The sequence below is a fragment of the Nitrosococcus halophilus Nc 4 genome, assembly GCF_000024725.1.
GTDB lineage: Bacteria > Pseudomonadota > Gammaproteobacteria > Nitrosococcales > Nitrosococcaceae > Nitrosococcus > Nitrosococcus halophilus.
This window is the reverse complement of record NC_013960.1, coordinates 2,007,312-2,030,968: the sequence shown is the minus strand read 5'-3', so window position 1 is coordinate 2,030,968 and position 23,657 is coordinate 2,007,312. Positions and strand designations below refer to the sequence as shown.

Here is a 23,657-nt window from a genome sequence, read left to right as displayed (position 1 = left end):
CCTTCCCGCCCTAAAGGACGGGAATTCCTTCCGCAAGACGGCGATGCCCCGCCGCGAGAATGTTCATGGCTGCGTTCACGTCTCTATCGTGATGCACCCCACACCCAGGGCATGACCATTCTCTTATTCCAAGACCTGCCCTACCTCTCGGACTACCGTTGCTGATACAGCCACAGCACGAACAGGCTTGGGTAGTGCACGCTTCGTTGATCTCTACAAACTCGGCTTGCATCGCTTTCGATTTATAATCAAGCTGAGTTTTCAGCATAAACCCGCCCGCATCTAAAACAGATTTAGCCCTTTTAGTTGTAGCAAGGCTGGAACTGCTGACATTGCCCACAACTATTAATGCATTCTCACGAACCACTTGTGTCGTGAATTTATGGAGGGCGTCTAAACGCCTATTTTTGATCTTGGCATGGTAGGAATAATCCGCCGTGATTTCATTAGCCGCATTCCAAACCTGATTGACTTCAAAGGCCATGCGCTCAAGGACTGGCTTATGCTTATCCTTGACTCTGACTTTCAGGGTTTTTATGTTGGCCTTAAGTTTCATCACTTAATATTAACAGAACCGCCCTACGGCCTGAAATTGGCCTAAAGTTCCTTAGAGTACCCTCTCGCCTTAGGCATTGTCTAATATCAAGCAGCGATCAAGTGAGATAAATTTTCAATTATATTCGCTTTCCTCTTCCATTTTCCCTCGCTGTTGCAACCACCTCGCAACTAGCCAGCAACACAATGCCCAGGCCGCCCCAGCAGCCCATCCGGCAAGTACATCAGTGGGCCAATGGACTCCTAGATAAATACGGCTAAGCCCCACAAGGAGCGTAGCCACCAGCGCCACTAAAAGTACATAGGCCTTAATGCGTTTTCGTCGTTGAACACGTGCGAGCAGAGCGGCCATGGTGAGGTAGACCACCGCCGCCATCATAGAATGACCGCTAGGAAAACTCGCAGTATAGGCAATAGAGCCGTGGGGGACTAAATCAGGACGGGGACGGTCAAATAGGTCTTTGAGTAGTAAGCTTAATACCAGACCCGTACTAACGGAGAGCACAATGACCAATGCGGCACGTTGCTTACCGGATAATAATAGGTAACCTATGACAGTCAAGCTAAACAAGGTAAGAATACCTACCCCACCGAGAGCGGTAAGATCGCGCCCCAACTCCTCCAACCATAAGGGGCCAAGGGGATCCGTCAAATCGGTATCGCTACGCATGGCCAGCAGAATAGTCTCATCAAACCACCCTGTCTCCTTCTCCATGACCTCATCCGCCAGTTCTGCAAAAGCCCAGATAGCCGTCACTACGCCCGCTATGAGTATTAACGTACTTAATTCGCGCTTACCAAGCCAATAGAAAAAACGAAGCATGGATGAGCGCTCGTTTTCATCCTGTTTTTGCAACTTTTGCATTGGCATGTTTTAAGCCAACCCTCCTGATTCAGCGGTCATAGATATAGCAAAAGGCGCCCAGGGTAAAAACCTGGGCGCCTAAAACGAGAGGGGGGCTCTAATCAGCTTTTAAGAGGCTTTCGCGAGCTCAGTCAGCAGTTCCTCTCCTGCATTACGTTGCTGTTCATTGCCGGCAGCCACAACTTCCTCGAGGATGCTACGGGCCCCATCGGCATCCCCCATATCCATATATGCCCGCGCCAAGTCCAACTTGATTTCCATCTCGTCTAGATCTTCCATCAACGCCTTTCCAGGGGAGAACTCCTCACTCTCCTCCTCTCCGTCATCCCCTAAAGTCTCTATAGGAGTAAAATCATCCGCCTCCAAAGAGAAAAGGTCCTTCTCGCCACCGTCGGTTTCCAACACCACTGGTCCAAGATTGTTTTCTTGGGACTCAAATTCAGGGGAAAAAGACTCCAACGATTTTTCTAAGTTTGCTGTTTCTCCTAAATTCTCCTCTGCTCCAGGTTGGGAAGGAAAGTCCTCAAGCGTAAACGCCATGCCGCCCTCTTCCTCCCCAATGTCCACAGGCTTATCGGCTATGCCATCGGCGGGAATATTGGGCTCGGCTAAAGCCATCCCCCCTAAGTCAAATTCCAGACCTACATCTTCTGGGTAAGGTGCTTCATCCTCGGCTTGAGAGGTCTGCACCTCTGCTGCCTTTTCCTCAGGAGGTGAAAATAACGCTGTCATGTCGTCATCGGAGGTGAGAGACCATGGATTCTCCGATGAATCCTCACCGGAAGTAATCTCCAGGGCCTCATGGTTTCCTTCATCGTCTTGCTGTGAGCCGGCAAAAAGGGGATGGCTAGGATTTAGATCCCTTCCCATCGCCACCAAATTTGCCCACAGGGGATCGTCTTTATTTTGGCTCGGGGCCCATTCCTCAACTAGGGCCACAAAGGCGCTTCCATTACCTGCCGCATGGTAAACTTCGGCCAACTTCAACTTTAAGTCCTGTCGATGGGGTTCCTGGCTCAAGGCCTCCTTGAGCACCTTGGCTGCCTTGTGATGGCGCCCGGAAGCAAGGTATCCCTCAGCCTCGGCCATAGCCCCGTCCTTTTCCGCCGGCATTGGATCTGAGGAAGCCGAGACCTCAACCCTATCGGCCGCTTCCTGCTCCAACGGAGACGCCTGCTCCATTTTTTCAGCAAAGACTTGGACAGGTTCAGCCTCCCCCCCTTCCTGTCCAGCCATGGCAGGAGTCGGCTCTTCACTGGTTTTACGCTTGCGCAAGCGTAAAATAGCCAAGGCTAAGAGCAGCACGCTGCCTCCACCAAGCAAGAGGAAATTTTTCAGATTCATAAAGGTGCCAAGGGCACCTTCAGGCTTGCTTTCCTTTTCCTCAGAAGGGACTTCCCCAGCAGGCTCGGCCTGCTGAGGCGTTTGGTTGACCGCCGCCACCTCCCCGGCCAGTAGAGAAGCAGAAGAAACGGAAGGCACCTTCGCGGGGGCCTCTTCCCCAGGGGAAGAAGACGCTGCATCTCCTGAAGAGGGCAAAGTTGAACGCTCTAATTCCTCGGCTGAAAGGGTCAAGGCATCCACCAGCTCAAGCTCTCCCCCTTGTTCCTCTAGGACTCCCATGTCCTGGGGCACTTCAGCTGAAACTCCCTCCAGCTCCGCTAGTTGAGCATCCTTCGCTGCTAACAGTTGCTGTAGGGTTTTCACCTGGGCTTCCAATTCCTGGAGACGAGCCTGCAATCCTTCGTTTTCCTGGATCCGAGTCTCAAGAGTTTCCTGGGCTAAAGACAGCTGTGTCTGCAGCTTAGCAATCTCACCGCCTTCTTTGGTTTCAGGTACTGCTTCCTGGAGCTGAAGAGGAGACTCCTGGGCGACTAAAATTTTGACTTCACCCTCTGGCTCGCTCCCCTCGGTATCCCCCTCTTTAGGAGCCGCTGCCTCGGAATCTTGAAGCTCGCTTTCTAATGCTGCCTCTTTCTCCAAAAACGCCGTCCAGACTTCATTTTGCTGTTGTACTTGATTCACTGCCTCTGCGGGAGTGAACTCCAGCACTTCCTCCTCTGTCGGCACTTTAAGCACCTGACCGACTTTCAAACCATTAATATTATCTTGCAGAAAAGCATTGGGATTAGCTCGCTGCAAGGCCAACATCATTTGTTGAGGGGTAATAGAGGAACTGGGCCGCACCTGTTGCGCGATGGGCCACAAGGTCTCAGCCGGCTGAGTAGGCCCATAGGTAGAAGAATCCGTCTCAGCCGTTGAAGAGGTTCTGGTGGCCTCAGCATTTGGCTCTGGAGTCAAAGCCATGGGGAGAGGGGTGGTCTTCTGCGGTACAGCCGACTCTCCTGGACTTTGCACACCTACAGCAGAGCTGGCGATGGCAGGCCCTGGCTCTAGCAGGAAAGGGGGATCCAAGAGCACTGTGTACTCCCGCATTAGCTGGCCCTGCGGCCAAGTCACAGCGAGTAAGAAGTTGAGGAAGGGCTCGCGGATAGGACCTTGCGAAGTCACTTCCACAATGATGTCACCCGTCTCTTTACGCAGCGGGCGAAAACGGAGCTTGCCCAGCACCAAAGCGCGATCGAGTCCTGCCCGAAAAAAATCTTCACTAGACGCCAGTTTTACATTGATATCTTCTAAAGGTGTATCCCGTACCGCATGCAGCACAATCTCTGCTCTAAACGGCTGATTAAGCCCCGACTTCAGCTCGATCCCCCCTAACCCCAGAGAATGAGCCTCCCAGGGTGAAGAGGCCGCTAACAACCCCGCTACCGATACGCTGACGATCGTCTTCCGCACCATTCAATTGCTCCCCATCTACAATCCAGAGCTCCGATCTAGAACCCGCGCGGCGATCGCACCAAGGCCTAATTGACTAGGCCAAGCGTTCTTATGACAAAGGGTTATAGGTAATCTTTAATTAACAATTCCGCGATTTGGATGCTATTTAACGCCGCGCCCTTGCGGACGTTATCGGCCACAATCCACAGGTCTATACCCCTGGGATGGGAAATATCTTCCCGAATGCGTCCCACAAAGACAGGATCCTTGCCCGAAGCCTCAGTAACCGCGGTGGGATACCCTCCATTTTTGTGCTCATCAAAAACCACAATACCCGGTGCTTTCTGCAACAACGCTTTAACCTCAGGTGCCGTAATTTTGGTCCGGGTTTCCAAGTGCACGGCCTCGGAATGTCCATAAAAAACAGGCACCCGTACCGCGGTTGGATTCAGCAAAACAGACTTATCCTCCATAATTTTTTGTGTTTCCCACACCATTTTCATTTCTTCCCGGGTATAACCGTTGTCCTGAAATGCGTCGATCTGGGGCAATACATTAAAGGCAATTTGCTTGGGATAAGCCTTTGGCGAAATGGGGCGCCCATTCAGCAGTGCGGAAGTTTGCTGTGCCAACTCCTCAATGGCTTCTTTGCCTGTGCCAGAAACCGCTTGGTAGGTGGCCACATTAATGCGTTCAATACCCACCGCATCATAAATAGGCTTTAGGGCCACTACCATTTGGATAGTCGAACAATTGGGATTGGCAATAATTCCATGGTCCTTATAACCTTCAATGGCCTGGGGATTAACCTCGGGGACCACTAAGGGAATCTCGTCGTCGTAGCGAAACTGCGAGGTGTTATCCACCACGACGCAACCTGCAGCAGCAGCTTTAGGAGCATACTCGGCTGAGACTTTGGCGCCTGCGGAAAATAAGCCAATCTGAACCTTAGAAAAGTCAAAGTCGGCCAGATTCTCCACAACCACTTTTTTCCGGCCAAATGACAACTGTTCACCCGCAGAGCGCTCGCTCGCCAGCGGGTAAAGCTGACGGATCGGAAAATCCCGCTGGTCCAGGATTTCCATCATAGCCTGCCCCACAGCTCCGGTTGCCCCAACGACGGCCACATCAAATGTTCTGCTCATATAAACTCCGTTTTTAGGTTAAATATTAATACTCCGCTTAAAAATCAATCAGGCGTATTGATTAAGGCTTCCACGACAGCATCCCCCATGGCCCCGGTGCTCACCTGGCTCATTCCTGGAGAATAAATATCGGGGGTTCGTAACCCTTGGTCTAGCACGGTACCCACAGCTTTTTCGAGGCGTGTGGCAGGGGCGGGCTCGTTAAAAGAATAGCGCAACATCATCGCCACGGAGAGAATAGTCGCCAGGGGATTGGCGATCCCTTGACCGGCGATATCCGGTGCGGAGCCGTGGATGGGCTCGTACATTCCTTTCCCGCTCTGATCCAGGGAGGCGGAAGGCAGCATCCCAATTGATCCGGTCAGCATTGCAGCGCAATCTGACAGAATATCCCCAAACATATTCGTGGTCACCACGACGTCAAATTGCTTGGGGGCCCGAACGAGCTGCATGGCGGCATTGTCCACATACATATGGCTCAGTTCCACCTCAGGGAACTCTTTGGCCACCTCATTCACCACCTCACGCCACAGCTCGGTAACTTCAAGCACATTGGCTTTATCTACCGAGCAAACCCGACGACCCCGTTTCATGGCGATGGTAAAGGCGACCTGGGCAATGCGACGGATTTCCGACTCTTTATAAACCAGGGTATTAAATCCCTCCCGCTCGCCATTTTCAAGGCAGCGTACCCCCCGGGGTTGCCCAAAATAGATTCCACCGGTCAGTTCCCGCACTATCATTATATCCAACCCCGACACCACTTCCGGCTTGAGGGTGGAGGCCCCAACTAGCTGCGGATAAAGGATGGCGGGACGCAGATTAGCAAAAAGCTTAAGCGCAGAACGAATACCGAGTAACCCCTTTTCCGGGCGTACACTGATATCTAGAGTTTCCCACTTCGGACCCCCCACCGCTCCCAGCAAAATTGCATCCGAATCCTGGGCCAGAGCAAGGGTGTCATCAGGCAGCGGAGTCCCAGTGGCATCATAGGCGGCACCACCAATCAGACCCGACTCCATGACCAAATCTAGTCCCCAGTGCTCCTGCAATGCTGCCAACACCTTAACCGCTTCGGCGGTGATCTCAGAGCCAATCCCATCGCCGGCTAAAATGGCTACTTTTTTTCTCATTTAAAATCTTTTCTCTTCAAATAACCACGGTGCTTCAACCCGCCGCCCCTTTTCATAGGCACGAATCTCATCCACATACTGCAAGGTCAAACCAATCTCGTCCAACCCTTCGATAAGACAATGCTTACGGAATTCATCAATGGTAAAGGAAATCACCTTCCCTTCAGGGGTGGTCACTTCCTGGGCGGGTAAATCGACCCGTAGGCGGTAGCCCGGGGTAGCCTCGACCTGATTAAATAGATCATCCACAATACCTTCATCTAAAGTAATCGGCAGGAGACCATTTTTAAACGCATTATTATGAAAAATATCGGCAAAACTTGGAGCAATCACGACTCGAAAGCCATCATCCACCAATGCCCAGACGGCATGTTCCCGGCTTGAGCCGCAACCGAAGTTATTTCTCGCAAGCAAAATGCTAGCCCCTTGGTAGCGAGGCTGATTAAGGACAAATTCCGGATTAATAGGACGATTACGACAGTCCTTTCCAGGCTCTCCGTGATCTAAATAACGCCATTCATCAAACAGGTTGGGACCAAACCCAGTGCGTTTAATCGACTTTAGAAATTGCTTTGGAATGATTGCATCGGTATCGACATTGGCCCGATCAAGAGGGGCCACTAAACCTTTTACTACAGTAAACGGTTCCATAACAAAATATTTCCCTTAAAGAGCAATAATTTTAAAAAAACGGCGCGGGAATTCCCACCCCCCCTAGGGGGTTGGCTCAATTTCCCAGCTTTCAGCCCCCTTTCCTCTCATGATACTCTATAGCGGCTCTCATTTAGAGGAAACCCCGTTGGGCTTGGGATAAGGACGGCCAGACCGTCGGCGGCAAGGGGTGGATTGACAGCGTGTCTGGTCCCGCCGACCCCAGGCCGCTAAGGTCTAATTCAAATGGGAAATACTAACTATATGGAAGGTGGTATCTATTTGCTATCTACCAGCTAAACAACCGGCAGATTTGCTGGAGGCCATCCCTGGCTCGCACCCTGCGGGCGTGCCACGCACGATCCGACAGTAGCCTGTTAATCTTTTTCTTGCTCCAATAATTGCTCAACCATCGTTTCAATACGCTTTACGCGGTTGCGCATTTCAGTCATATGGGTTTCCATTTTTTCCATATGAGAGCCCATGTCGCTGTGACCCCCACTTTGACCTTGGCCGCCCATCATGCCACCATGACCGCCGCCTTCTCCCTGGCCGCCCATCATGCCACCATGACCGCCGCCTTCTCCCTGGCCGCCCATCATGCCGCCACGACCGCCGCCTTCTCCTTGGCCACCCATCATGCCGCCATGACCACCGCGTTCCTCCATTTGGCTACCGCCTGATCCAGCCGCTTCCTCACTTTCTTCCGCCTGAGCAACAGTCCCTACCAGAGCAATTAAAACACTCGCCGCAACAAGATGTGGTTTCATTGATGCTACTCCTAAATTCAAACTAGAACTTACTTAAAAGATAGTTCAAAGCAAGCTATAAAAAAATACGTTCAGATTGATCTTAATTTTTCCCACGCTCCTAGGGCTCTACTTCCTCCGATTCTACTTCTTCAGTGCTCTCAACCTGCATCGGCGAAACCGGAACACCCTCTTTTGTGGTTAATCCTTCAGCAGTGGCAGGCTCCTTGGCGGCTTCATCCACTTCTTCCGTAATGTCCACCTGAGCCGGGGATACCGGCATCCCCTCCTCTGTTGTCCTTTGGGGGGCTTCTTCTGGCTCGACCTTGAGTTTCTCTGCTTCGCCCTGTTCCATTGCGCCCTTTACAGCCTCTTCTCCCGGGCCCCTTTCAACGGGCTCCTGGGCACTTTGTTCTCCTTGTCCACAAGCCGCCAACGCAATGAGCAAGATCCCGCCAAAGAGGAACCCAGTGCTTCTGCTATTCATAATATTCTTCCCTCATTCCTATTTATCGAGAGCCTAGACAATGAAGTTTCAATTCGCTAGGGAATTTTTAGGTTAGATAGGGACGGTAGTTCAAGGCCGCCCAGGTAGCCAAAATTGAGATCTGCTATCTTCAAAATAGGAGACAGGTAATATCCCTACTCCCCCAGCAACCAAAAGCCTCTTCTTAGCTTGATGCCAAGACCCGCTTTCATGACTATACACAATACTGAAATTGCTGAAATTTTTAATACATTAGCCGATCTGCTTGAAATTGAAGGCGCCAATCCCTTCCGGGTGCGCGCCTACCGCAATGGAGCCCGCACGGTAGGAGGATTCTCCCAAAACATTGCCAGCCTCCTTAAGGAAGGAAAAGATTTAACTGAGCTACCCCACATTGGCTCCGACCTGGCGGATAAGATTCGGACCATTGTGGACACAGGTCGATTGCCACTCCTAGAGGAGGTCGAGCAGCGCACCCCTGAGGCCCTCAGCAAGCTCATGGCGATCCCTGGCCTTGGCGCCAAGCGGATTGCTGCCCTGCACCGGGAACTCAAGGTCGATAGCCTAGAAGATCTAAAACGGGTAATACGCATGGGCAAAGTCCGGGAACTAGAGGGGTTTGGCAAGAAAACAGAAGACTTAATCAAGGCGGGGATCGAACGTATTGCAAGCAGTGAAAAGCGCTTCCCGCTGCTGCAAGCCGAGTCCATTGTAAAGCCGCTGCTTGCCTATCTCGAAACCATTGCAGGGATCAAGGACATTGAAGTTGCCGGCAGTTACCGGCGCAGGAAAGAAACGGTAGGGGATCTAGATATTTTGGTTACCTGCAAGCGGGGATCCCCAGTCATGGAGCGTTTTGTCACCTATGAGGAAATAAAAAAGGTACTCTCCCAAGGGGAAACCCGGGCTACCGTCCTCCTACGCTCTGGAATCCAAGTCGACCTACGGGTGGTACCTCAAGTCAGTTATGGCGCCGCCCTGCACTATTTCACCGGTTCCCAGGCCCATAACATCGCCGTGCGTCAGATAGGCGTCAAAAAAAATCTAAAAATCAACGAATATGGCGTCTTTAAAGGAGAGCAACGGGTGGCGGGGGAAACCGAACAAGAGATATTTGAGCAAGTGGGTCTTCCCTACATTGAACCGGAGCTGCGGGAGGATCGGGGGGAAATCGAGGCCGCATTACAAGGCGCCTTGCCCCGACTCATTACCCTGGAGGATATTCGTGGCGATCTCCATTGCCATACCAAAGCCACGGATGGCAGTAACAGTCTAGAAGAAATGGCCCAAGCTGCTGCTGAGCGGGGCTATGAGTACTTGGCCATCACCGATCACTCCAAGCGTGTCTCTGTGGCCCATGGTTTGGATGAGAAGCAGCTCGCGCGCCACATTAAAGAAATTGATCGTCTCAATAAAAAACTTGACGGTATTGTTCTATTAAAATCCATCGAGCTAGACATTCTGGAAGATGGCGCCCTTGATCTTCCCGATTCCATCCTCAAGGAACTTGACCTGACGGTCTGTGCCATCCATTACCAATTTGGCCTCCCCCCTAAGAAACAAACAGAACGCATCCTGCGAGCCATGGATAATCCTTACTTTAATATCCTGGCTCATCCTTCCGGCCGACTCATCAATGAACGTGAACCTTACCCAATTGACCTAGAAAGAATCATGACAGGAGCCAAGGAGCGCGGTTGTTTCCTAGAGGTCAATGCCCAACCCGCCCGCCTTGATCTCACCGATATTCACTGCAAGACAGCAAAGGACTTAGGACTGAAAGTCGTTATCTCCACCGATGCCCATAATATTACCCACTTGGATTATATGCGGCTGGGGATTGGCCAGGCGCGCCGAGGATGGTTAGAGCCTGAAGATGTGCTGAACACGCGCCACCTTAGTGAGCTCAAAAAGCTGCTGAAACGGAACTAGGATGCCAGAATTACCCGATGTTGAAACCTTCAAACGCTATCTTGATGCCACGGCCCTGCACCAAACTATTGATAGTGTATCCGTCAAAGCAACCGTTCTCCTTAAGGATCTCTCGATACGCCACCTACAACATTGCTTAGAAAAGCGGCAATTGAAGGAGACCCAACGCCATGGGAAATACCTTTTTGTCAGCTTAGACGATGGCGATTGGCTAGTATTGCATTTCGGCATGACCGGCTACCTCCAATATTTTAAGCACCGCAAAGACTCCCCCCCTGACACGGGCTTACTCATTGGCTTCCAAAATGGCTATTACCTTAATTTTAAAAATTAATCGATTTTCAACTATTTTATGTCTGACTAAAGCATCCGGGAGAGAATCCTAGTCGTGGATATTGAGGCCAAGGTTGCCTTTTTAAGACAACCGGAAAACTATCCGGAGCAGCCGCTCCGCGTAGAGGTGGTGGAAACCCACATGTCCTGGGTCTTCATCACTCCCCATCGGGTCTACAAGCTAAAAAAACCGGTCTGTTACGAGTTTCTCGATTTCAGCACTGTCGCTGCCCGGCATCGGGACTGCCTAGAAGAGGTTCGATTAAACCGCCGCCTAGCCGGTGATGTCTATCTTGGCATCATTCCTCTAACCGTAGATGCTCAAGGAAACCTACAGCTAGGAAAAGACAGCCTCCCTGTAGACTGGTTGGTTCAGATGCGTCGCCTGCCAGCGGATCGCATGCTCGATAACGCACTCCAAAAACAGACCGTCCAAGAAACAGACATCCGCCGATTTACCCAAAAACTAGCAAACTTTTACCGCCATGCCGAACCCATCCCCATCGCTCCCTGGCAGTATCGGCAGCGCTTCGAACGGGATATCAAGGCCAACCAACGGGAATTGTCCCACCCCGACTTCGAACTCCCCCTGGCTCAAGTCATGGCCATTACCCAGGCTCAGCTTCACCTTCTAGAACAAGCTCCTGAGCTGTTCGACCAGCGGGTTAATCAAAAAAAAATCATCGAGGCCCATGGCGACCTCCGGCCGGAACATATTTGCCTCACCCCCGAACCAGTTTTTATTGATTGCTTGGAGTTCAAGCGGGAATTCCGTCTCCTGGACCCGGTGGACGAGCTCAGTTTTTTAGCCATCGAATGCGAACATGCCGAAGCCGCCTTTGTGGGAGATATCGTTTTTGATGCCTACCGGCACGCAACCCAAGACTACCCTGCCGAAGAATTGATCCGCTTCTATAAGAGCTACCGGGCCTCCCTCCGGGCCAAATTGGCCATCTGGCATCTGAAAGACTCTCCGGTCCGACAGCGGTCTAAATGGACTCGTCGGGCTAGGGAATACCTCCAACTTGCAAAGAAATATTCTCCCCTTGGAGCGAGTGCGCCCTGAGGGTATCCTTTGGATGTCCCGATTCGCTCCCGGCAAATCGATAATGAACTAAGCTATTAACAAAAGGTATAAAAGTAGGTCATAAGAAGTAAGTATCTCGGCAAAAATTTTGGGAGGAATGGGGTCGTTTTCGCGCTCCCCTACAAGCCGACAAGTAGCGTGCGCTACGCGCACTAAGAGGAGGAATGAGAGGCCAGGAAAACAAAACCCTCGAAACTTTCGCTAGGGTATTTACCTAAACATTTCAGGGGGTAATGTCATACCAATTTCATGTAATTTTGCATTCTATAGATTCAGTCTAAACAAGCATTTGAAGCCTCAATAAATTGCATTCTTTAACTAAATTGGTATCACTATACCCTCCCAACACATCTAGATATTAGAAAGGAGGTTTAAGATGCCCAATGGAATTCGCATTGGCCGCATTGCTGGGATTAATATTTACCTTGATTGGAGCCTCTCGATTATATTCTTGTTGCTCACCTTTAGCCTGGCGATGGGAGTCTTTCCCCGCTGGCACCCGGATTGGAGCCCAGGGGTGAGCTGGGGGACCGCTGTTGCAGCAGCTACGCTTTTTCTCGCCTCGGTTTTTATCCACGAACTTTCCCATGCCCTAGTAGGCCGTGCCCATGGCATTGAAATCAAGCGTATTACCCTTTTTATCTTTGGCGGTATCGCCCAACTGGAAAGTGAACCGAAGGCCTGGCGCGCTGAACTTTGGATGGCTATTGCCGGCCCCATCACCAGTCTCCTCCTCGGGTTAATATTTCTCTCCCTAGCTGGACTCACTGCAGGCCCTCTGGAAGTCGAACCAGAAAATCCCGCGGAGCTTTTTGCAGCCTTAAGCCCCCTATCCACATTGTTACTATGGTTAGGCCCAGTCAATATTATTCTAGGACTTTTTAATTTAGTCCCTGGGTTTCCCTTGGACGGGGGACGGGTTCTGCGGGCAATCATGTGGGGAATCACGGGCAGTCTTCGGCAGGCAACCCGTTGGGCTTCCCGAGCCGGTCAGGCCTTTGCTTGGATGCTTATTATCACTGGCTTTGCCATGATATTGGGCTTTCAGGTCCCTTTCTTTGGAACCGGTCTCGTGGGTGGGTTGTGGCTAGCCTTTATTGGATGGTTCCTAAATAATGCCGCCCTTGTCAGCTATCGGCAACTGCTAGTGCGGGAAGTCCTGGAAGATGTGCCAGTATCTCAAATTATGCAGACCGATTTTATCAAGGTAACCCCCGAAATGGAGGTCAGTGCTTTTGTGGACGAACATCTGATGCGCACCGAGCAGCGCGCTTTCCCTGTGGAGGAAAACAACCGTCTCGCCGGTATGATTTGTCTCTCCGATCTCCGCAAGATTAGCCGGGAAGCTTGGACAAGCACCACTATTCGTGACATTATGACGCCAGCAAGCGAAATCGCCCTCACCTCACCGGAAAAGGATGCAGCAGAGGCCCTTTTCACCTTAGCCCACCGCAATGTGAATCAACTGCCCGTGGTCGAAAAGGACAAAATCTGCGGGCTTATTCGCCGGGAAGACCTGCTCAAGTGGCTCTCCGTCTATGGCAAGCAGCACCTTGAGGAGTTGGAAAACAAACAGACTTTTCCGGGATAAAAACCGCACCCGAACTGGTCTCGAATTGGCAAAAAACAATAACAATAATGGAACAACGCACCCGTTCAACCCCCGTCTCTAAAGCGGGCCTAGTTTCCTGGGCTTTATACGACTGGGCCAACAGCGCCTTTGCGGCCGTGATTACCACGTTTGTGTTCGCCGCCTACTTCACCCGGCAAGTGGCAGAAAACGAGACCCTCGGTAGCGCCCAATGGGGCTACATGCTCAGTATCGCCGGACTTGCCATCGCCATCGGAGGACCTATCTTAGGGGCTGTAGCTGACCAAGGAGGCCGGCGCAAACCCTGGATTATCCTCTTCACGCTACTATGCGTAACGGCTACGGCGCTCCTATGGCTTGTCAAACCGGCACCTGGTTATGCCTGGCTGGCGCTGCTACTCGTCGGCTTAGGCACCCTGGGTTCTGAGTTTGCCTTCATCTTTTACAATGCCATGCTACCTGGATTGGCCGGACCAAAGTATGTGGGGCGATGGTCCGGCTGGGGCTGGAGTATCGGCTATGCGGGCGGGGTCGTCTGCTTGATCATTGCCCTCCTTGCTTTTATCCAAGGAGGCAACCATTGGTTTGGGCTGGATCCCGCTTCCGCTGAGCCCGTCCGCGCCACCTTTCCATTAGTCTCCGTGTGGTATTTGGTGTTTGCCATACCCCTCTTTCTCATCACCCCAGACACCCGGGGCACCGGCAAATCCCTATGGCGGGCGGTGCGGGATGGAATGCGGCAACTCTATGATTCCATTCGCCATGTACGCCGTTACAGCCATATTGTGCGCTTTCTCATTGCGCGCATGTTTTATATTGACGGCCTAGCGACCCTATTTGCTTTTGGTGGCGTCTACGCCGCCGGGACCTTCGATATGAACGAACAGGAAATTCTCCTCTTTGGGATTACCCTGAACATTACCGCCGGCCTGGGTGCTGCGGCTTTTGCCTGGGTGGATGATTGGATTGGCAGTAAACAGACCATCTTGCTGTCCCTTACCGGCTTGATCCTGCTGGCAACCGTGGTCTTGGTCGTGGAAACTTCAACTCTCTTTTGGAGCTTCGGGCTTCTGCTGGGGATATTTGTGGGCCCGGCACAGGCCGCAAGCCGATCTTATCTGGCACGCGCGGCCCCCGAATCCTTGCGGAATGAAATGTTCGGCCTGTTTGCTCTTTCCGGTAAGGTAACCTCTTTTCTCGGTCCCCTCTTGGTAGGTTGGGGGACTTACCTATCGGGCAGTCAGCGGATTGGCATGAGCACCATCGTTATTTTTTTTCTCATCGGTTTTATATTAATGCTGACTGTCCCATCCGCTAAAAAATAAGGATAAGACCGTCGATGAATAGCCGAATCACTTCCTTGCACACAGCCAAGACAAAATAACAGCCCAAACAGTCTTTTTTTGCTTATCATCAAGTTCCTGTTCTTGGAGAGGAGGTCTCGGCGCGTAAAGGAAAAGGAAAAAATAACCCAATAAACCCGCTGCGATAGAAGCTATAAAAATAGCTATTTTAGCCTCACTGACCAAAGGAGTAGCTTCAAACGCTAAACTGGTGATAAACAAGGCCACGGTAAAACCTATGCCCCCTAGCAGTGCGACTCCACTCATATGGGACCAGCTCACATGGGGAGGTAAAGCCGCCCACTTTAAACGAATAGCTAGCCAGCTACTCCCCAAAATACCCACATATTTACCGACTATCAGTGCCACCAAAATACCTAGAGCTACGGAACTTTCCAATGCTTTTTCAAAGCCCTCCAGTGACAATACAATCCCCGCATTCGCGAGCGCAAAAATAGGCAATACACAATAGCTCACCCAGGGGCGTATCAGTCGTTCCAAGCGCTCCACTGACTCTTCTGTATATCGAGTGAGTTCTTCCAATTGTCCGAGTAACATGGATGTTCGTTCATGCTCACCCTGCTGGATAGCCTCTTGAGCCTCTTTAACAAGGCGCCCTGCATAGTAAGTAAACTCTCCATATTGATAATAGCGGTGCGTCGGCGTGAGAAGGCCAATAATCACTCCAGCGATGGTGGGGTGGATACCCGATTTGAGCACTGCAAGCCAAAATAAAATCGCGATGAAGGCATAAATACCACGATTTTGTATCTCAATTTGCCGCAACCCCAACCAGAAAACAATCAGAGCTAACGCCACCCCTATCGCCCCTAGGGAGAGTTCTCCCGTATAGAATAGGGCAATTACCAAAACTCCCCCTATATCATCCACAATAGCAAAGGCAATCAGAAAAATTTTGAGTTCCCTCGGAATTCGGCTTCCCAGCAATGCCAGCAATCCCAAGGCAAACGCAATGTCGGTTGCCATGGGAATACCCCACCCTCTGGCTCCTTCGCTGTTCCAAGTGAAAACCAAATAAATCAAGATGGGGAGAATCATTCCCCCTAAGGCGGCAATTGCAGGTAAAGCAGCTTGGCGCCAGTTAGAAAGCTGGCCATGCACAAGCTCTCGTTTGATCTCCAGGCCCATAAGGAAAAAAAATAACACCATGAGGCCTTCATTGACCCAATGGTGGGCATCCATGGAGATTTGAAACACATTCAGGTCAATGGTAAGCACCGTCTCCCAAAGCTGACGATAAACGTGATCCCAAGGTGAATTAACCCAAACCAACGCGACCACTGTCCCAATGAGCAGCGACAAGCCACTGGCCTGTTCAGCATAGATAAATTGTTGAACAGGCAAGGAGATTTTGCGGGTAACCATCGAAAGCTCTGCCCGCACATGGGCCTCGCCTCGGGCTCGCGGGGGAACAGGCATTAATCAACCTTTTTGTTTCTTTAAAAAGAAGCGTTGGCAAAAAACTTTTAAAGTGTTCTCAATGGCCTTTATTAATTCTGGTATTGCTGCTGCTAAAGCTGGGTTAGAAACAGTGTTTTGTGAGTTAACCGTGGGCGCTTCAATCTCAATGCCATAAATAAAGAGCTGGGGAGGCAACTCCTCCAAGGCTGCCCCTAGAGCCAGGGTGGAAGCCAAATCAAAGCCGTGGGTCGAATAAGGACTTTCAAACACCGAAAGAGAGTCGAACTGGACACATTTAAGGGTGCCAGGAGTGGCACCAGACATCATGGCATCAATAATAATGCCTAGTTCTGCCCCCTTTAAAATTTCTAACAACCGGGGACCAGGGCGATCACAAAGGCAGGTCGTGACCATGCCAGTAGGTAGGACCTCCAATACTTTTGACCGCTCTAGAGCCTCAATAGCCTGCCAACCAATCTGATCATCCCCAAAGGGAGAACCCACCCCACAAATGCGTATTGGTGTTGCCATTATCCAAAAAATCTTCTACCCAATTTAGCTGCTGTCAATTCTTGGTAATTACATGAATTCATTATAATTGTAGACATTCTTTCAAGTTCTTGTAGGGGTCCGAAGGCAGAGGGAACTTCCTGCCCCCCTATGGGCCACATGAATCAGCTCATTTCAGCACTGGATAGCGACATGGGCTCATGGCAATAGCCTCCCGCTTACCCAGAACCCAGGCTAAATTGGAATAAACGGTTCCTTGGATATATTCTAGTTACTTAGAGAAACCTTCAGAACCCTGGTGACCCCTTCTGTCAACATAAAGAGTCAATCGTGTCGCAACCATTCTCACCAAAAGAAGCAACCCTTAACCCTGGGCAGGTCGTTGCCGTACGAGGAAATGTGGTCGATGTTCAATTCTCCCGACTACCGCCCCGCTATCGCCAGTTACGGACCAAAGGAGGCCAAGGGGATATTATTCTAGAGATCCAGTCCCATCTTAGCGCCAATAGGGCTCGCTGCATTGCTTTGACCACTACCCGGGGTTTGGCTCGCGGCGCCTCAGTGGTTGACACGGGAAAAATGCTCGATATCCCGGTAGGAGAAGCCCTGTTAGGCCGAATGCTGAATGTATTCGGTGACCCTATAGACAATAAGGGGACTCTGGATGCCTCCGAGCGTCTGCCTATCCATCGTACCCCTCTCCCCCTGGCCCAACGGGTCACTACCCGCAAGATCTTTGAAACCGGCATTAAAGCCGTGGACCTATTGGCGCCACTGGAGGAAGGGGGCAAAGCGGGCCTCTTTGGGGGCGCTGGGGTGGGTAAAACTGTGCTCATTACTGAAATGATTCATAACATGGTGGGACGCTACCAGGGGATTAGTCTCTTTTGTGGCATTGGCGAACGCAGCCGTGAAGCCGAAGAACTTTACCGGGACATGAAAGAGGCGGGGGTGTTAGACAATACCATCATGCTCTTCGGCCAGATGAATGAACCCCCTGGCGCCCGGTTTCGAGTGGGTCATGCAGCGCTCACCGTGGCCGAATATTTCCGCGACATTGCCAAGCGCAATGTGTTATTGCTTATCGACAACATCTTCCGCTTCATCCAGTCGGGCACCGAGGTTTCTGGCCTCATGGGGAAGATTCCTTCCCGAGTAGGCTACCAACCGACTTTGGGAACCGAATTGGCGGAGCTGGAAGAGCGGATCTGCAGCTCCGCCAGTGGCTCCATTACTTCAGTTCAAGCGGTTTATGTTCCCGCTGATGATCTCACCGATCCTTCTGCTACCCATACTTTTGCCCATCTCTCAGCTTCCATTGTGCTGTCTCGTAAAAAGGCCAGCCAAGGATTTTACCCGGCTATAGACCCCCTGCAATCGGACTCTAAAATGCTGACCCCCGGGGTAGTCGGCAAGCGCCATTACAAGGTTGCCCAGGAGGTACGGCGCACCCTGGCAGAGTATGAAGAACTCAAGGACATCATTTCCATGCTAGGGATTGAGGAACTGTCTCAAAAGGATCGGCAAACGGTAAGCCAAGCCCGTCGCCTGGAACGTTTTTTGACACAGCCCTTCTTCACCACCGAGCAGTTTACCGGCTATACCGGGAAAATGGTGCCTCTGGAGCAGACCATTGCGGGCTGCGAGGATATCTTAGCTGGAAAGTTTGCTGACTATGGGGAAAAAGACCTCTATATGATTGGCCCCATTGAAGAGGCGGAGGCCAAAAAGGCAAAAGCATGACGGAAAAAAAGATGCACCTGAAGGTACTGCTTCCCACGGAAGTTCTCGTTGATGAAGTCGTCAGTAAAGTCATCGCCGAAGCCCGAAATGGCGCCTTTTGTCTGCTACCACGACATATTGATTTCGTTGCTGCTCTGGTGCCAGGCATCCTGGTGTTTACCACCGAGGACAAAAGGGAAAACTACCTAGCTGTTGATGAAGGGACTTTAGTGAAATGTGGTCAGGAAGTGTTGATCTCTGTCCTCAATGGCGCTCGCAGTACTGATCTGGAAGACTTAAAGGCCATTGTTGAAGAAAATTTCCGGCATCTGGATGAGTATGAGCGACTCACCCGAACGGCCCTGGCCCGACTGGAAGCCGGCGTCATCCGCCGCTTTATGGAGCTGGAGGAATAACCTTATGGCTGAAAATCAAGAAGACCCAAAACCGGTTACGCCTGAAAATCATTTTGGCAAAAACGTAGGCCGTAAAGCAAAACGAAAAATCCAGGCTAAAAAGGAAAAAAACCCGCCTACCTGGTTCTGGCTGGGAATGTTTGGCTTAGTCGGCTGGTCTGTTGCCGTACCGACCCTAATAGGGGTAGCCCTAGGAATATGGATCGATGCGACTTGGCCAAGCAAGGTATCCTGGACCCTGAATTTACTCATTGTGGGAATCATCATTGGCTGCTTAAACGCTTGGTATTGGGTCAAACAGGAAAGCCGGCGCAATGGGGACTGAAGTCCCCCATGCACTCTGGGTGTCCCTGGTAGGGACTGCCGTAGTCCTAGCAGCTTTAATTAAATCCCTCTTTGCCCGCATGGGCATTCCCGCCTTAGTGGGCTACCTCTTATTAGGTTTCTTACTGCGCTTAGCCGATCTGCGCTGGGGCCTGCTCACCGAACCGGTCCGCTATGCATTTGCTTTTCTTGCGGATATGGGCGTGGTGGCTTTACTTTTCGAAGTAGGGCTGAAAAGCCATCCGGGAGCACTGGCGCAGAAATTGCCACGGGCCAGCCTTATCTGGTTAGGTGATATCACGCTCTCTGCCCTGTTCGGCTACGCCGGTGCTTATTACGTACTAGGGCTTCCACTACTTCCTTCACTGGTAGTCGCCACCGGGCTAACGGCCACCAGCGTCGGCGTTTCGGTCTCTGCTTGGCAGCAAGCCATAAATTCCCCTAATGGGCAAGTCCTGATTGATGTCGCTGAATTGGACGACCTCTCCGGGATTGCGCTAATGGCCCTGTTATTTATTAGCTTGCTCCCTGTCCTGCAAGGGAGCCAAGAAGATTTCTGGCCAGCCCTCGGTCTTACTGGCGGCATTTTCCTCCTTAAACTGGCTTTTTTTCTTAGTTTTTGCCTCCTCTTTTCCCGCTACCTGGAACCCCGGTTCTCCCATCTGGCTCGATATCTTGAACCTTCAAGACCTCAACGCATGCTACTCATCGCAGGCCTGGGATTCCTCATTGCCTCTATGGCCGACTGGCTAGGTTTTTCTTTGGCTATCGGCGCGCTTTTCGCAGGACTTGTCTTCAGTCGAGATCCCGTGGCAGTAAAAACCGAAGCGTCCTTCCAAGACCTCTATAGTTTCTTTACCCCTTTCTTTTTTATTGGTATTGGCATCCACATTGATCCCACCGCTCTCACCCAGGCAATCGGGTTTGGGGATGTCTTTTTGTTGGCTGCGATTTTGGGGAAAGTGATCGGTGCAGGAATTCCCGCATTACTCATCGCACAACCCACCAGTGCGCTACTGATTAGTGTCAGTATGGTGCCCCGAGCAGAGATTGCCATGATTATTACCCACCAAGGCTATAAAATGGGCGTAATTTCCAACGAAGTCTATGCGGGCATGGCGCTGGTAACGGCAGGCACTTGTATTCTTGCGCCCTGGCTGCTGCGCGATCTCCTCCGCCATTGGCCTCAAACCGATGTTTCATCAAAGCCAACAAACTAGGAGCCTTATCTTTAAGAGTATTTCAATCCACACCCGCCCCGAAGGACGGGTGATGCCGCCTCCATGGATGACTATGCCTTAGAGTGGTGGAGGGTTTCAATCCACACCCGCCCCGAAGGACGGGTGATGCGCTGGGATCTGGAATCGTAAAGGAGAAGCAATAGAAGTTTCAATCCACACCCGCCCCGAAGGACGGGTGATGCGCCTTGACCTTCACCCCGTAGCGCAGCAAATCATACGTGTTTCAATCCACACCCGCCCCGAAGGACGGGTGATGCATGCGGCAGATGCAGGGGGGAGCTGGAGGTCGTGGGTTTCAATCCACACCCGCCCCGAAGGACGGGTGATGCGGCGTCGCCGCAAGATAATGATATTGCAGGTTCCACAAAACGCATAGCGCGATCTGGTCTTTTTTGATCCACTTTGCCCCAGAAATGTGCAACTATAGATACATTAATCCAATATATTTCAATAACATACATAATGCGCGAACCTCCCAGCCTTTCATTGCCCACTTAGGGTTCGCGCTATACAATTAGCGGAGCCTCAAAATCTACTGCACGAAATTTACCGAACTCTTGGACATTTCGTTCCAGTGGTTCGGTTAAACGATAAATGCGAAGGCTATCTTCCTCTTCGCAAATGATTTTCAACAAATAACGCTGTAGCGCCTCTAAACCAGCCTGATCAACCTTGCACTCAAATACCGATTTTTGTACCCTCTGCCCATAATTTAAGCAGGCTTTGGCTACTTGCCGTAATCGCCGACGGCCGGCAGGGGTTTCTGTGGAAACGTCATAAGTCACGAGAATTAACACAGCTTGTACTTTCCTTAACGGTTTAGAAAAGGTAGGTAGCCCTCCATTTCCCCCCTTAATGTGCGTGCCAATAAGCGCGCCTGAACATGGGGCAGTAAACCAATTGCTACGGTTTGTTCTAACAAGGGGTGGGTCAATTCTTCCTGCTTGCGTTGCTGATAAGCGGTAAGCACAACCTTACGGCCTTGTTCATTGAGATAGACGGCTCCCCCAACCCGTGATTCAAAATTCTGTTCTGTCAACTGGCCACGATTAATAAGGGTAAGCGCCAACCGGTCCGCGATAATAGGGCGAAATTCTTCCATCAAATCCAAGGCCAAAGCAGGGCGGCCAGGGCGCACTGCATGAAGAAAACCCAGTTGGGGATCTAAACCCACGCCTTCCAGGGCAGAACGGCAATCATTTACCAAAAGTGTATATAGAAAGGAAATCAAAGCATTGAAGCGGTCTAACGGTGGCCGCCGACTGCGGCGCTCAAAATTGAACACCTGACGCTGATTAGCGCGAATCAGTAAAGGAATGGCCGCGAAATAAATTCGGGCGCCATCCCCTTCCAAACCCCGTACAGCATCTAGATCCACTGCTTCCGGCAGCTTGCGGATCTGATTGGCCAACAGCCGGGATGCCTGCTGCAGGCTCTGGGTATCCTCAGTATTTTTGGCTTCTCGAGCCCCCCTCAGCAGGATTTGGCGGGCGTTCCGCAATTTGCCAACAACACAGGCGCGGGCAATACCCAATGCAGTGAGTGAATTACCGGCGGCATCATGCTGGGCCTGACGCAGCAGGATATTGCCGCTGACAGGTCCCTCTATCCGGGCACTGAACTCTCCATTCCGATCCAACAACACCACGCCTCGTCCATCCTGGGCGCAGCGGCGTAGGACGGCAGGAGTTAGCATGACATCGCCGAACGCCACTACACTGCCAATATGATGGAGAGGCACTTGCAGGCGCTTTTCCCGCTCCACTTCCACGCACAGTGTTTCCCCTTCCAAACGCAAATAGGCGTTGGGAGTAGTGACGAATAAAGTATTTAAGAGCTGGCGCATTCATCCTCCGGCGTGAACAAAGCCCTATGCAACCGATGCAAACGTTGCTTCGCCGCTACGGCGTGGGGCTGACAGGAATCGTTGAGAGAGCAATGCCGACAGCGCTCGTCGGCAACCGGAGGAGGTAATTGACCAGTCCGCAGCATATCCCGGATTTTTGGCACCATCGATTTCACCCTATCGCGCAGAGCAGGGGTAATTGCGACTTCACGCCGCCGACGGGAGCTATGGTGATAGATAGCCCCGACAGACACTTCCCGGCCGGTCATCTCCTCCAGGCACAGAGCCTGGGCCGCCAATTGGATATCGTCATGTTCACTCGACCGACGCGGGCCGTGCTTATATTCCACCGGATAAGGCGTACCATCGACAGCAAATTCCACCACATCCGCCTTCCCCACCAACCCCACGCACCGGGAATAAAGAGGCAGAGCACGTTCAATGCGCATGCCCTCTTCCAACCGACTTTCCGACATATCCACCTGTTCATGCACAGCCCGACCTCGGAGCGTATAGAGGTTCTCGTCAAAGGTCTGCTCCATATGAATCAGGGCGCATTGCCGCGAACAATAACTGTAGTGCTGCAAGGCAGAGATGGGAACCGCATCGTCCAGATCATCGCCAGGGTAGTCCATAGCTCAGCCCACTTGGCGCAGGAGAGTTACCCCCTGGGGAAGCCCAGTGTCGTTCACTGTCACTTGATAATCAGAGAATTCCCGCGGCACACTCACGCCGTCCCTAGGCTGTACCGTGATGCCATCGAATAGCACATGCGCAGGCGCATGGCCAAGGGCATTATCATGTTTAAAAATATACAATCCCCGCATCGACATTTGCCGACGAGCGGCAGAATGATCATGCTCGAACATATTGGTCAGCGCCTCCCATAGGAGCGCCAGATCCTCTTCGGAAAACCCCGTTTGCCTGGCCAGATGGGCAGAGATATAACCATGCCCTCGATAGAGGGCATAGGGAATGGTGAACTTGCGCCCCATAGTGCGGTTATCCCCACCCTGCTTCTCCGCTTCGGCTTCAGTAGCTACCGCCATGCGGGTGATGCTGTGCTCCAACGGCACTACAGGGCTAACACTACGGGCAAAGCTCATTTGCACCGGGCCGCGGACCTGACCGCAGTTGATACCGGTAGACATGACGGCACCAAAGGTGCGCACATCATAGAAATTTTTGCACATCCACTGCCGGGCAACCTCTACATTTTCGCCGCCCTTACGTTTTCCCGTATCACCCGAAAGATCAATATCTAGAGCCTTGTATGCCCGTTCATGCTGATGGTTTAGAATCGCCTTTTCTTTAACATAGATCTCAAAGGGCGGCTGCTCCCCATGAGCAATTCCTACATAATTGCGGACCTTGCGTTTCAGACAGACATCCGTCACCAAACCATTACCAGTTTCCGGATCCACACGGGGCAAATTGCCTGCATCCGGGTCGCCATTAGGATTGCCGTCCTGTACATCGAATAGCAAAACAAATTCATAGCGATTCTGGATAGGATTACTCATG

General features: G+C 51.6%; 23 protein-coding genes and 1 CRISPR repeat array. Of the genes, 9 read left to right on the top strand and 14 right to left on the bottom strand.

Features of this window, described 5'->3' with window-relative positions; all coding sequences use genetic code 11:
* Window positions 1-10: 10 nt before the first annotated feature.
* From NHAL_RS09550 to NHAL_RS09515, 8 genes are all read right to left on the bottom strand, one after another.
* Window positions 11-556, bottom strand: a complete 546-nt coding sequence (locus NHAL_RS09550) for an RNA-guided endonuclease InsQ/TnpB family protein (RefSeq protein WP_013032940.1) — start codon at window positions 554-556, stop codon at window positions 11-13.
* 114 nt (window positions 557-670) lie between these two features.
* Window positions 671-1,426: a phosphatase PAP2 family protein gene (locus tag NHAL_RS09545; protein ID WP_013032939.1), complete on the bottom strand. Its 756-nt coding sequence runs from the start codon at window positions 1,424-1,426 to the stop codon at window positions 671-673.
* A gap of 102 nt (window positions 1,427-1,528) precedes the next feature.
* A complete protein-coding gene (locus NHAL_RS09540) occupies window positions 1,529-4,222 on the bottom strand; it encodes a motility hub landmark protein FimV (RefSeq protein ID WP_013032938.1) in 2,694 nt (897 codons plus the stop codon).
* 101 nt (window positions 4,223-4,323) lie between these two features.
* Window positions 4,324-5,346 carry an aspartate-semialdehyde dehydrogenase gene (locus tag NHAL_RS09535; protein ID WP_013032937.1) on the bottom strand — a complete coding sequence of 341 codons (1,023 nt, stop codon included), beginning with the start codon at window positions 5,344-5,346 and terminating at the stop codon, window positions 4,324-4,326.
* A gap of 44 nt (window positions 5,347-5,390) precedes the next feature.
* Window positions 5,391-6,479 (bottom strand): 3-isopropylmalate dehydrogenase, encoded by a 1,089-nt coding sequence (gene leuB, locus NHAL_RS09530; protein WP_013032936.1) that lies wholly within the window; start codon window positions 6,477-6,479, stop codon window positions 5,391-5,393.
* Window positions 6,480-7,130, bottom strand: coding sequence for a 3-isopropylmalate dehydratase small subunit (leuD, locus tag NHAL_RS09525; protein WP_013032935.1), 651 nt, complete (start codon window positions 7,128-7,130; stop codon window positions 6,480-6,482).
* A 377-nt stretch (window positions 7,131-7,507) separates the two neighbouring features.
* Complete coding sequence (locus NHAL_RS09520) at window positions 7,508-7,900, bottom strand: hypothetical protein (RefSeq protein ID WP_013032934.1); 393 nt, start codon at window positions 7,898-7,900, stop codon at window positions 7,508-7,510.
* 100 nt (window positions 7,901-8,000) lie between these two features.
* Window positions 8,001-8,366, bottom strand: coding sequence for a hypothetical protein (locus NHAL_RS09515; protein WP_013032933.1), 366 nt, complete (start codon window positions 8,364-8,366; stop codon window positions 8,001-8,003).
* A gap of 210 nt (window positions 8,367-8,576) precedes the next feature.
* Between NHAL_RS09515 and polX the strand changes: the two genes are divergently transcribed.
* The 5 genes from polX to NHAL_RS09490 all read left to right on the top strand — a co-directional run bounded on the left by polX (window position 8,577) and on the right by NHAL_RS09490 (window position 14,634).
* Window positions 8,577-10,298 carry a DNA polymerase/3'-5' exonuclease PolX gene (polX, locus tag NHAL_RS09510; RefSeq protein WP_013032932.1) on the top strand — a complete coding sequence of 574 codons (1,722 nt, stop codon included), beginning with the start codon at window positions 8,577-8,579 and terminating at the stop codon, window positions 10,296-10,298.
* A 1-nt stretch (window position 10,299) separates the two neighbouring features.
* On the top strand, window positions 10,300-10,632 hold the full coding sequence (locus NHAL_RS09505) for a DNA-formamidopyrimidine glycosylase family protein (RefSeq protein ID WP_013032931.1): 333 nt from the start codon (window positions 10,300-10,302) through the stop codon (window positions 10,630-10,632).
* A 54-nt stretch (window positions 10,633-10,686) separates the two neighbouring features.
* Window positions 10,687-11,697 (top strand): hypothetical protein, encoded by a 1,011-nt coding sequence (locus tag NHAL_RS09500; RefSeq protein ID WP_013032930.1) that lies wholly within the window; start codon window positions 10,687-10,689, stop codon window positions 11,695-11,697.
* Window positions 11,698-12,094: 397 nt separating this feature from the next.
* Window positions 12,095-13,309, top strand: a complete 1,215-nt coding sequence (locus tag NHAL_RS09495; RefSeq protein WP_013032929.1) for a site-2 protease family protein — start codon at window positions 12,095-12,097, stop codon at window positions 13,307-13,309.
* Window positions 13,310-13,356: 47 nt separating this feature from the next.
* Window positions 13,357-14,634, top strand: coding sequence for an MFS transporter (locus tag NHAL_RS09490; RefSeq protein WP_013032928.1), 1,278 nt, complete (start codon window positions 13,357-13,359; stop codon window positions 14,632-14,634).
* A 27-nt stretch (window positions 14,635-14,661) separates the two neighbouring features.
* Here NHAL_RS09490 and nhaA read toward each other — a convergent pair whose 3' ends face one another.
* On the bottom strand, window positions 14,662-16,092 hold the full coding sequence (gene nhaA, locus NHAL_RS09485) for a Na+/H+ antiporter NhaA (protein ID WP_013032927.1): 1,431 nt from the start codon (window positions 16,090-16,092) through the stop codon (window positions 14,662-14,664).
* A gap of 3 nt (window positions 16,093-16,095) precedes the next feature.
* Complete coding sequence (locus tag NHAL_RS09480) at window positions 16,096-16,605, bottom strand: hydrogenase maturation protease (RefSeq protein WP_013032926.1); 510 nt, start codon at window positions 16,603-16,605, stop codon at window positions 16,096-16,098.
* Window positions 16,606-16,914: 309 nt separating this feature from the next.
* On the opposite strand from NHAL_RS09480, the gene atpD reads away from it, so the two are divergent.
* From atpD to NHAL_RS09460, 4 genes are read left to right on the top strand one after another with little or no spacing between them, the layout of a single operon-like run.
* A complete protein-coding gene (gene atpD, locus NHAL_RS09475) occupies window positions 16,915-18,327 on the top strand; it encodes a F0F1 ATP synthase subunit beta (protein ID WP_013032925.1) in 1,413 nt (470 codons plus the stop codon).
* Window positions 18,324-18,722 (top strand): F0F1 ATP synthase subunit epsilon, encoded by a 399-nt coding sequence (locus NHAL_RS09470; protein WP_013032924.1) that lies wholly within the window; start codon window positions 18,324-18,326, stop codon window positions 18,720-18,722. The genes atpD and NHAL_RS09470 overlap by 4 nt, the downstream gene beginning before the upstream one ends.
* 4 nt (window positions 18,723-18,726) lie before the next feature.
* A complete protein-coding gene (locus NHAL_RS09465) occupies window positions 18,727-19,047 on the top strand; it encodes an AtpZ/AtpI family protein (protein WP_013032923.1) in 321 nt (106 codons plus the stop codon).
* The gene (locus NHAL_RS09460; RefSeq protein WP_013032922.1) at window positions 19,037-20,266 is read left to right on the top strand and encodes a cation:proton antiporter; all 1,230 of its coding nucleotides are present in this window, start codon (window positions 19,037-19,039) and stop codon (window positions 20,264-20,266) included. The genes NHAL_RS09465 and NHAL_RS09460 overlap by 11 nt, the downstream gene beginning before the upstream one ends.
* 19 nt (window positions 20,267-20,285) lie before the next feature.
* Window positions 20,286-20,616: direct repeats of the CRISPR family, unit length 37 nt; unit sequence GTTTCAATCCACACCCGCCCCGAAGGACGGGTGATGC.
* A gap of 177 nt (window positions 20,617-20,793) precedes the next feature.
* Here NHAL_RS09460 and cas2 read toward each other — a convergent pair.
* The 4 genes from cas2 to cas7c are packed head-to-tail and all read right to left on the bottom strand — an operon-like array spanning window position 20,794 to window position 23,656.
* Entirely contained in the window at window positions 20,794-21,084 is a 291-nt protein-coding gene (gene cas2 / locus NHAL_RS09455; RefSeq protein ID WP_013032921.1) for a CRISPR-associated endonuclease Cas2, read from the bottom strand.
* Window positions 21,085-21,098: 14 nt separating this feature from the next.
* On the bottom strand, window positions 21,099-22,133 hold the full coding sequence (gene cas1c, locus NHAL_RS09450) for a type I-C CRISPR-associated endonuclease Cas1c (protein WP_013032920.1): 1,035 nt from the start codon (window positions 22,131-22,133) through the stop codon (window positions 21,099-21,101).
* Window positions 22,118-22,768 (bottom strand): CRISPR-associated protein Cas4, encoded by a 651-nt coding sequence (gene cas4, locus NHAL_RS09445; protein ID WP_013032919.1) that lies wholly within the window; start codon window positions 22,766-22,768, stop codon window positions 22,118-22,120. Before cas4 ends, cas1c begins: the two co-directional genes overlap by 16 nt.
* Window positions 22,769-22,771: 3 nt before the next feature.
* The gene (cas7c, locus tag NHAL_RS09440; protein WP_013032918.1) at window positions 22,772-23,656 is read right to left on the bottom strand and encodes a type I-C CRISPR-associated protein Cas7/Csd2; all 885 of its coding nucleotides are present in this window, start codon (window positions 23,654-23,656) and stop codon (window positions 22,772-22,774) included.
* Between the last annotated feature and the right edge of the window lies 1 nt (window position 23,657).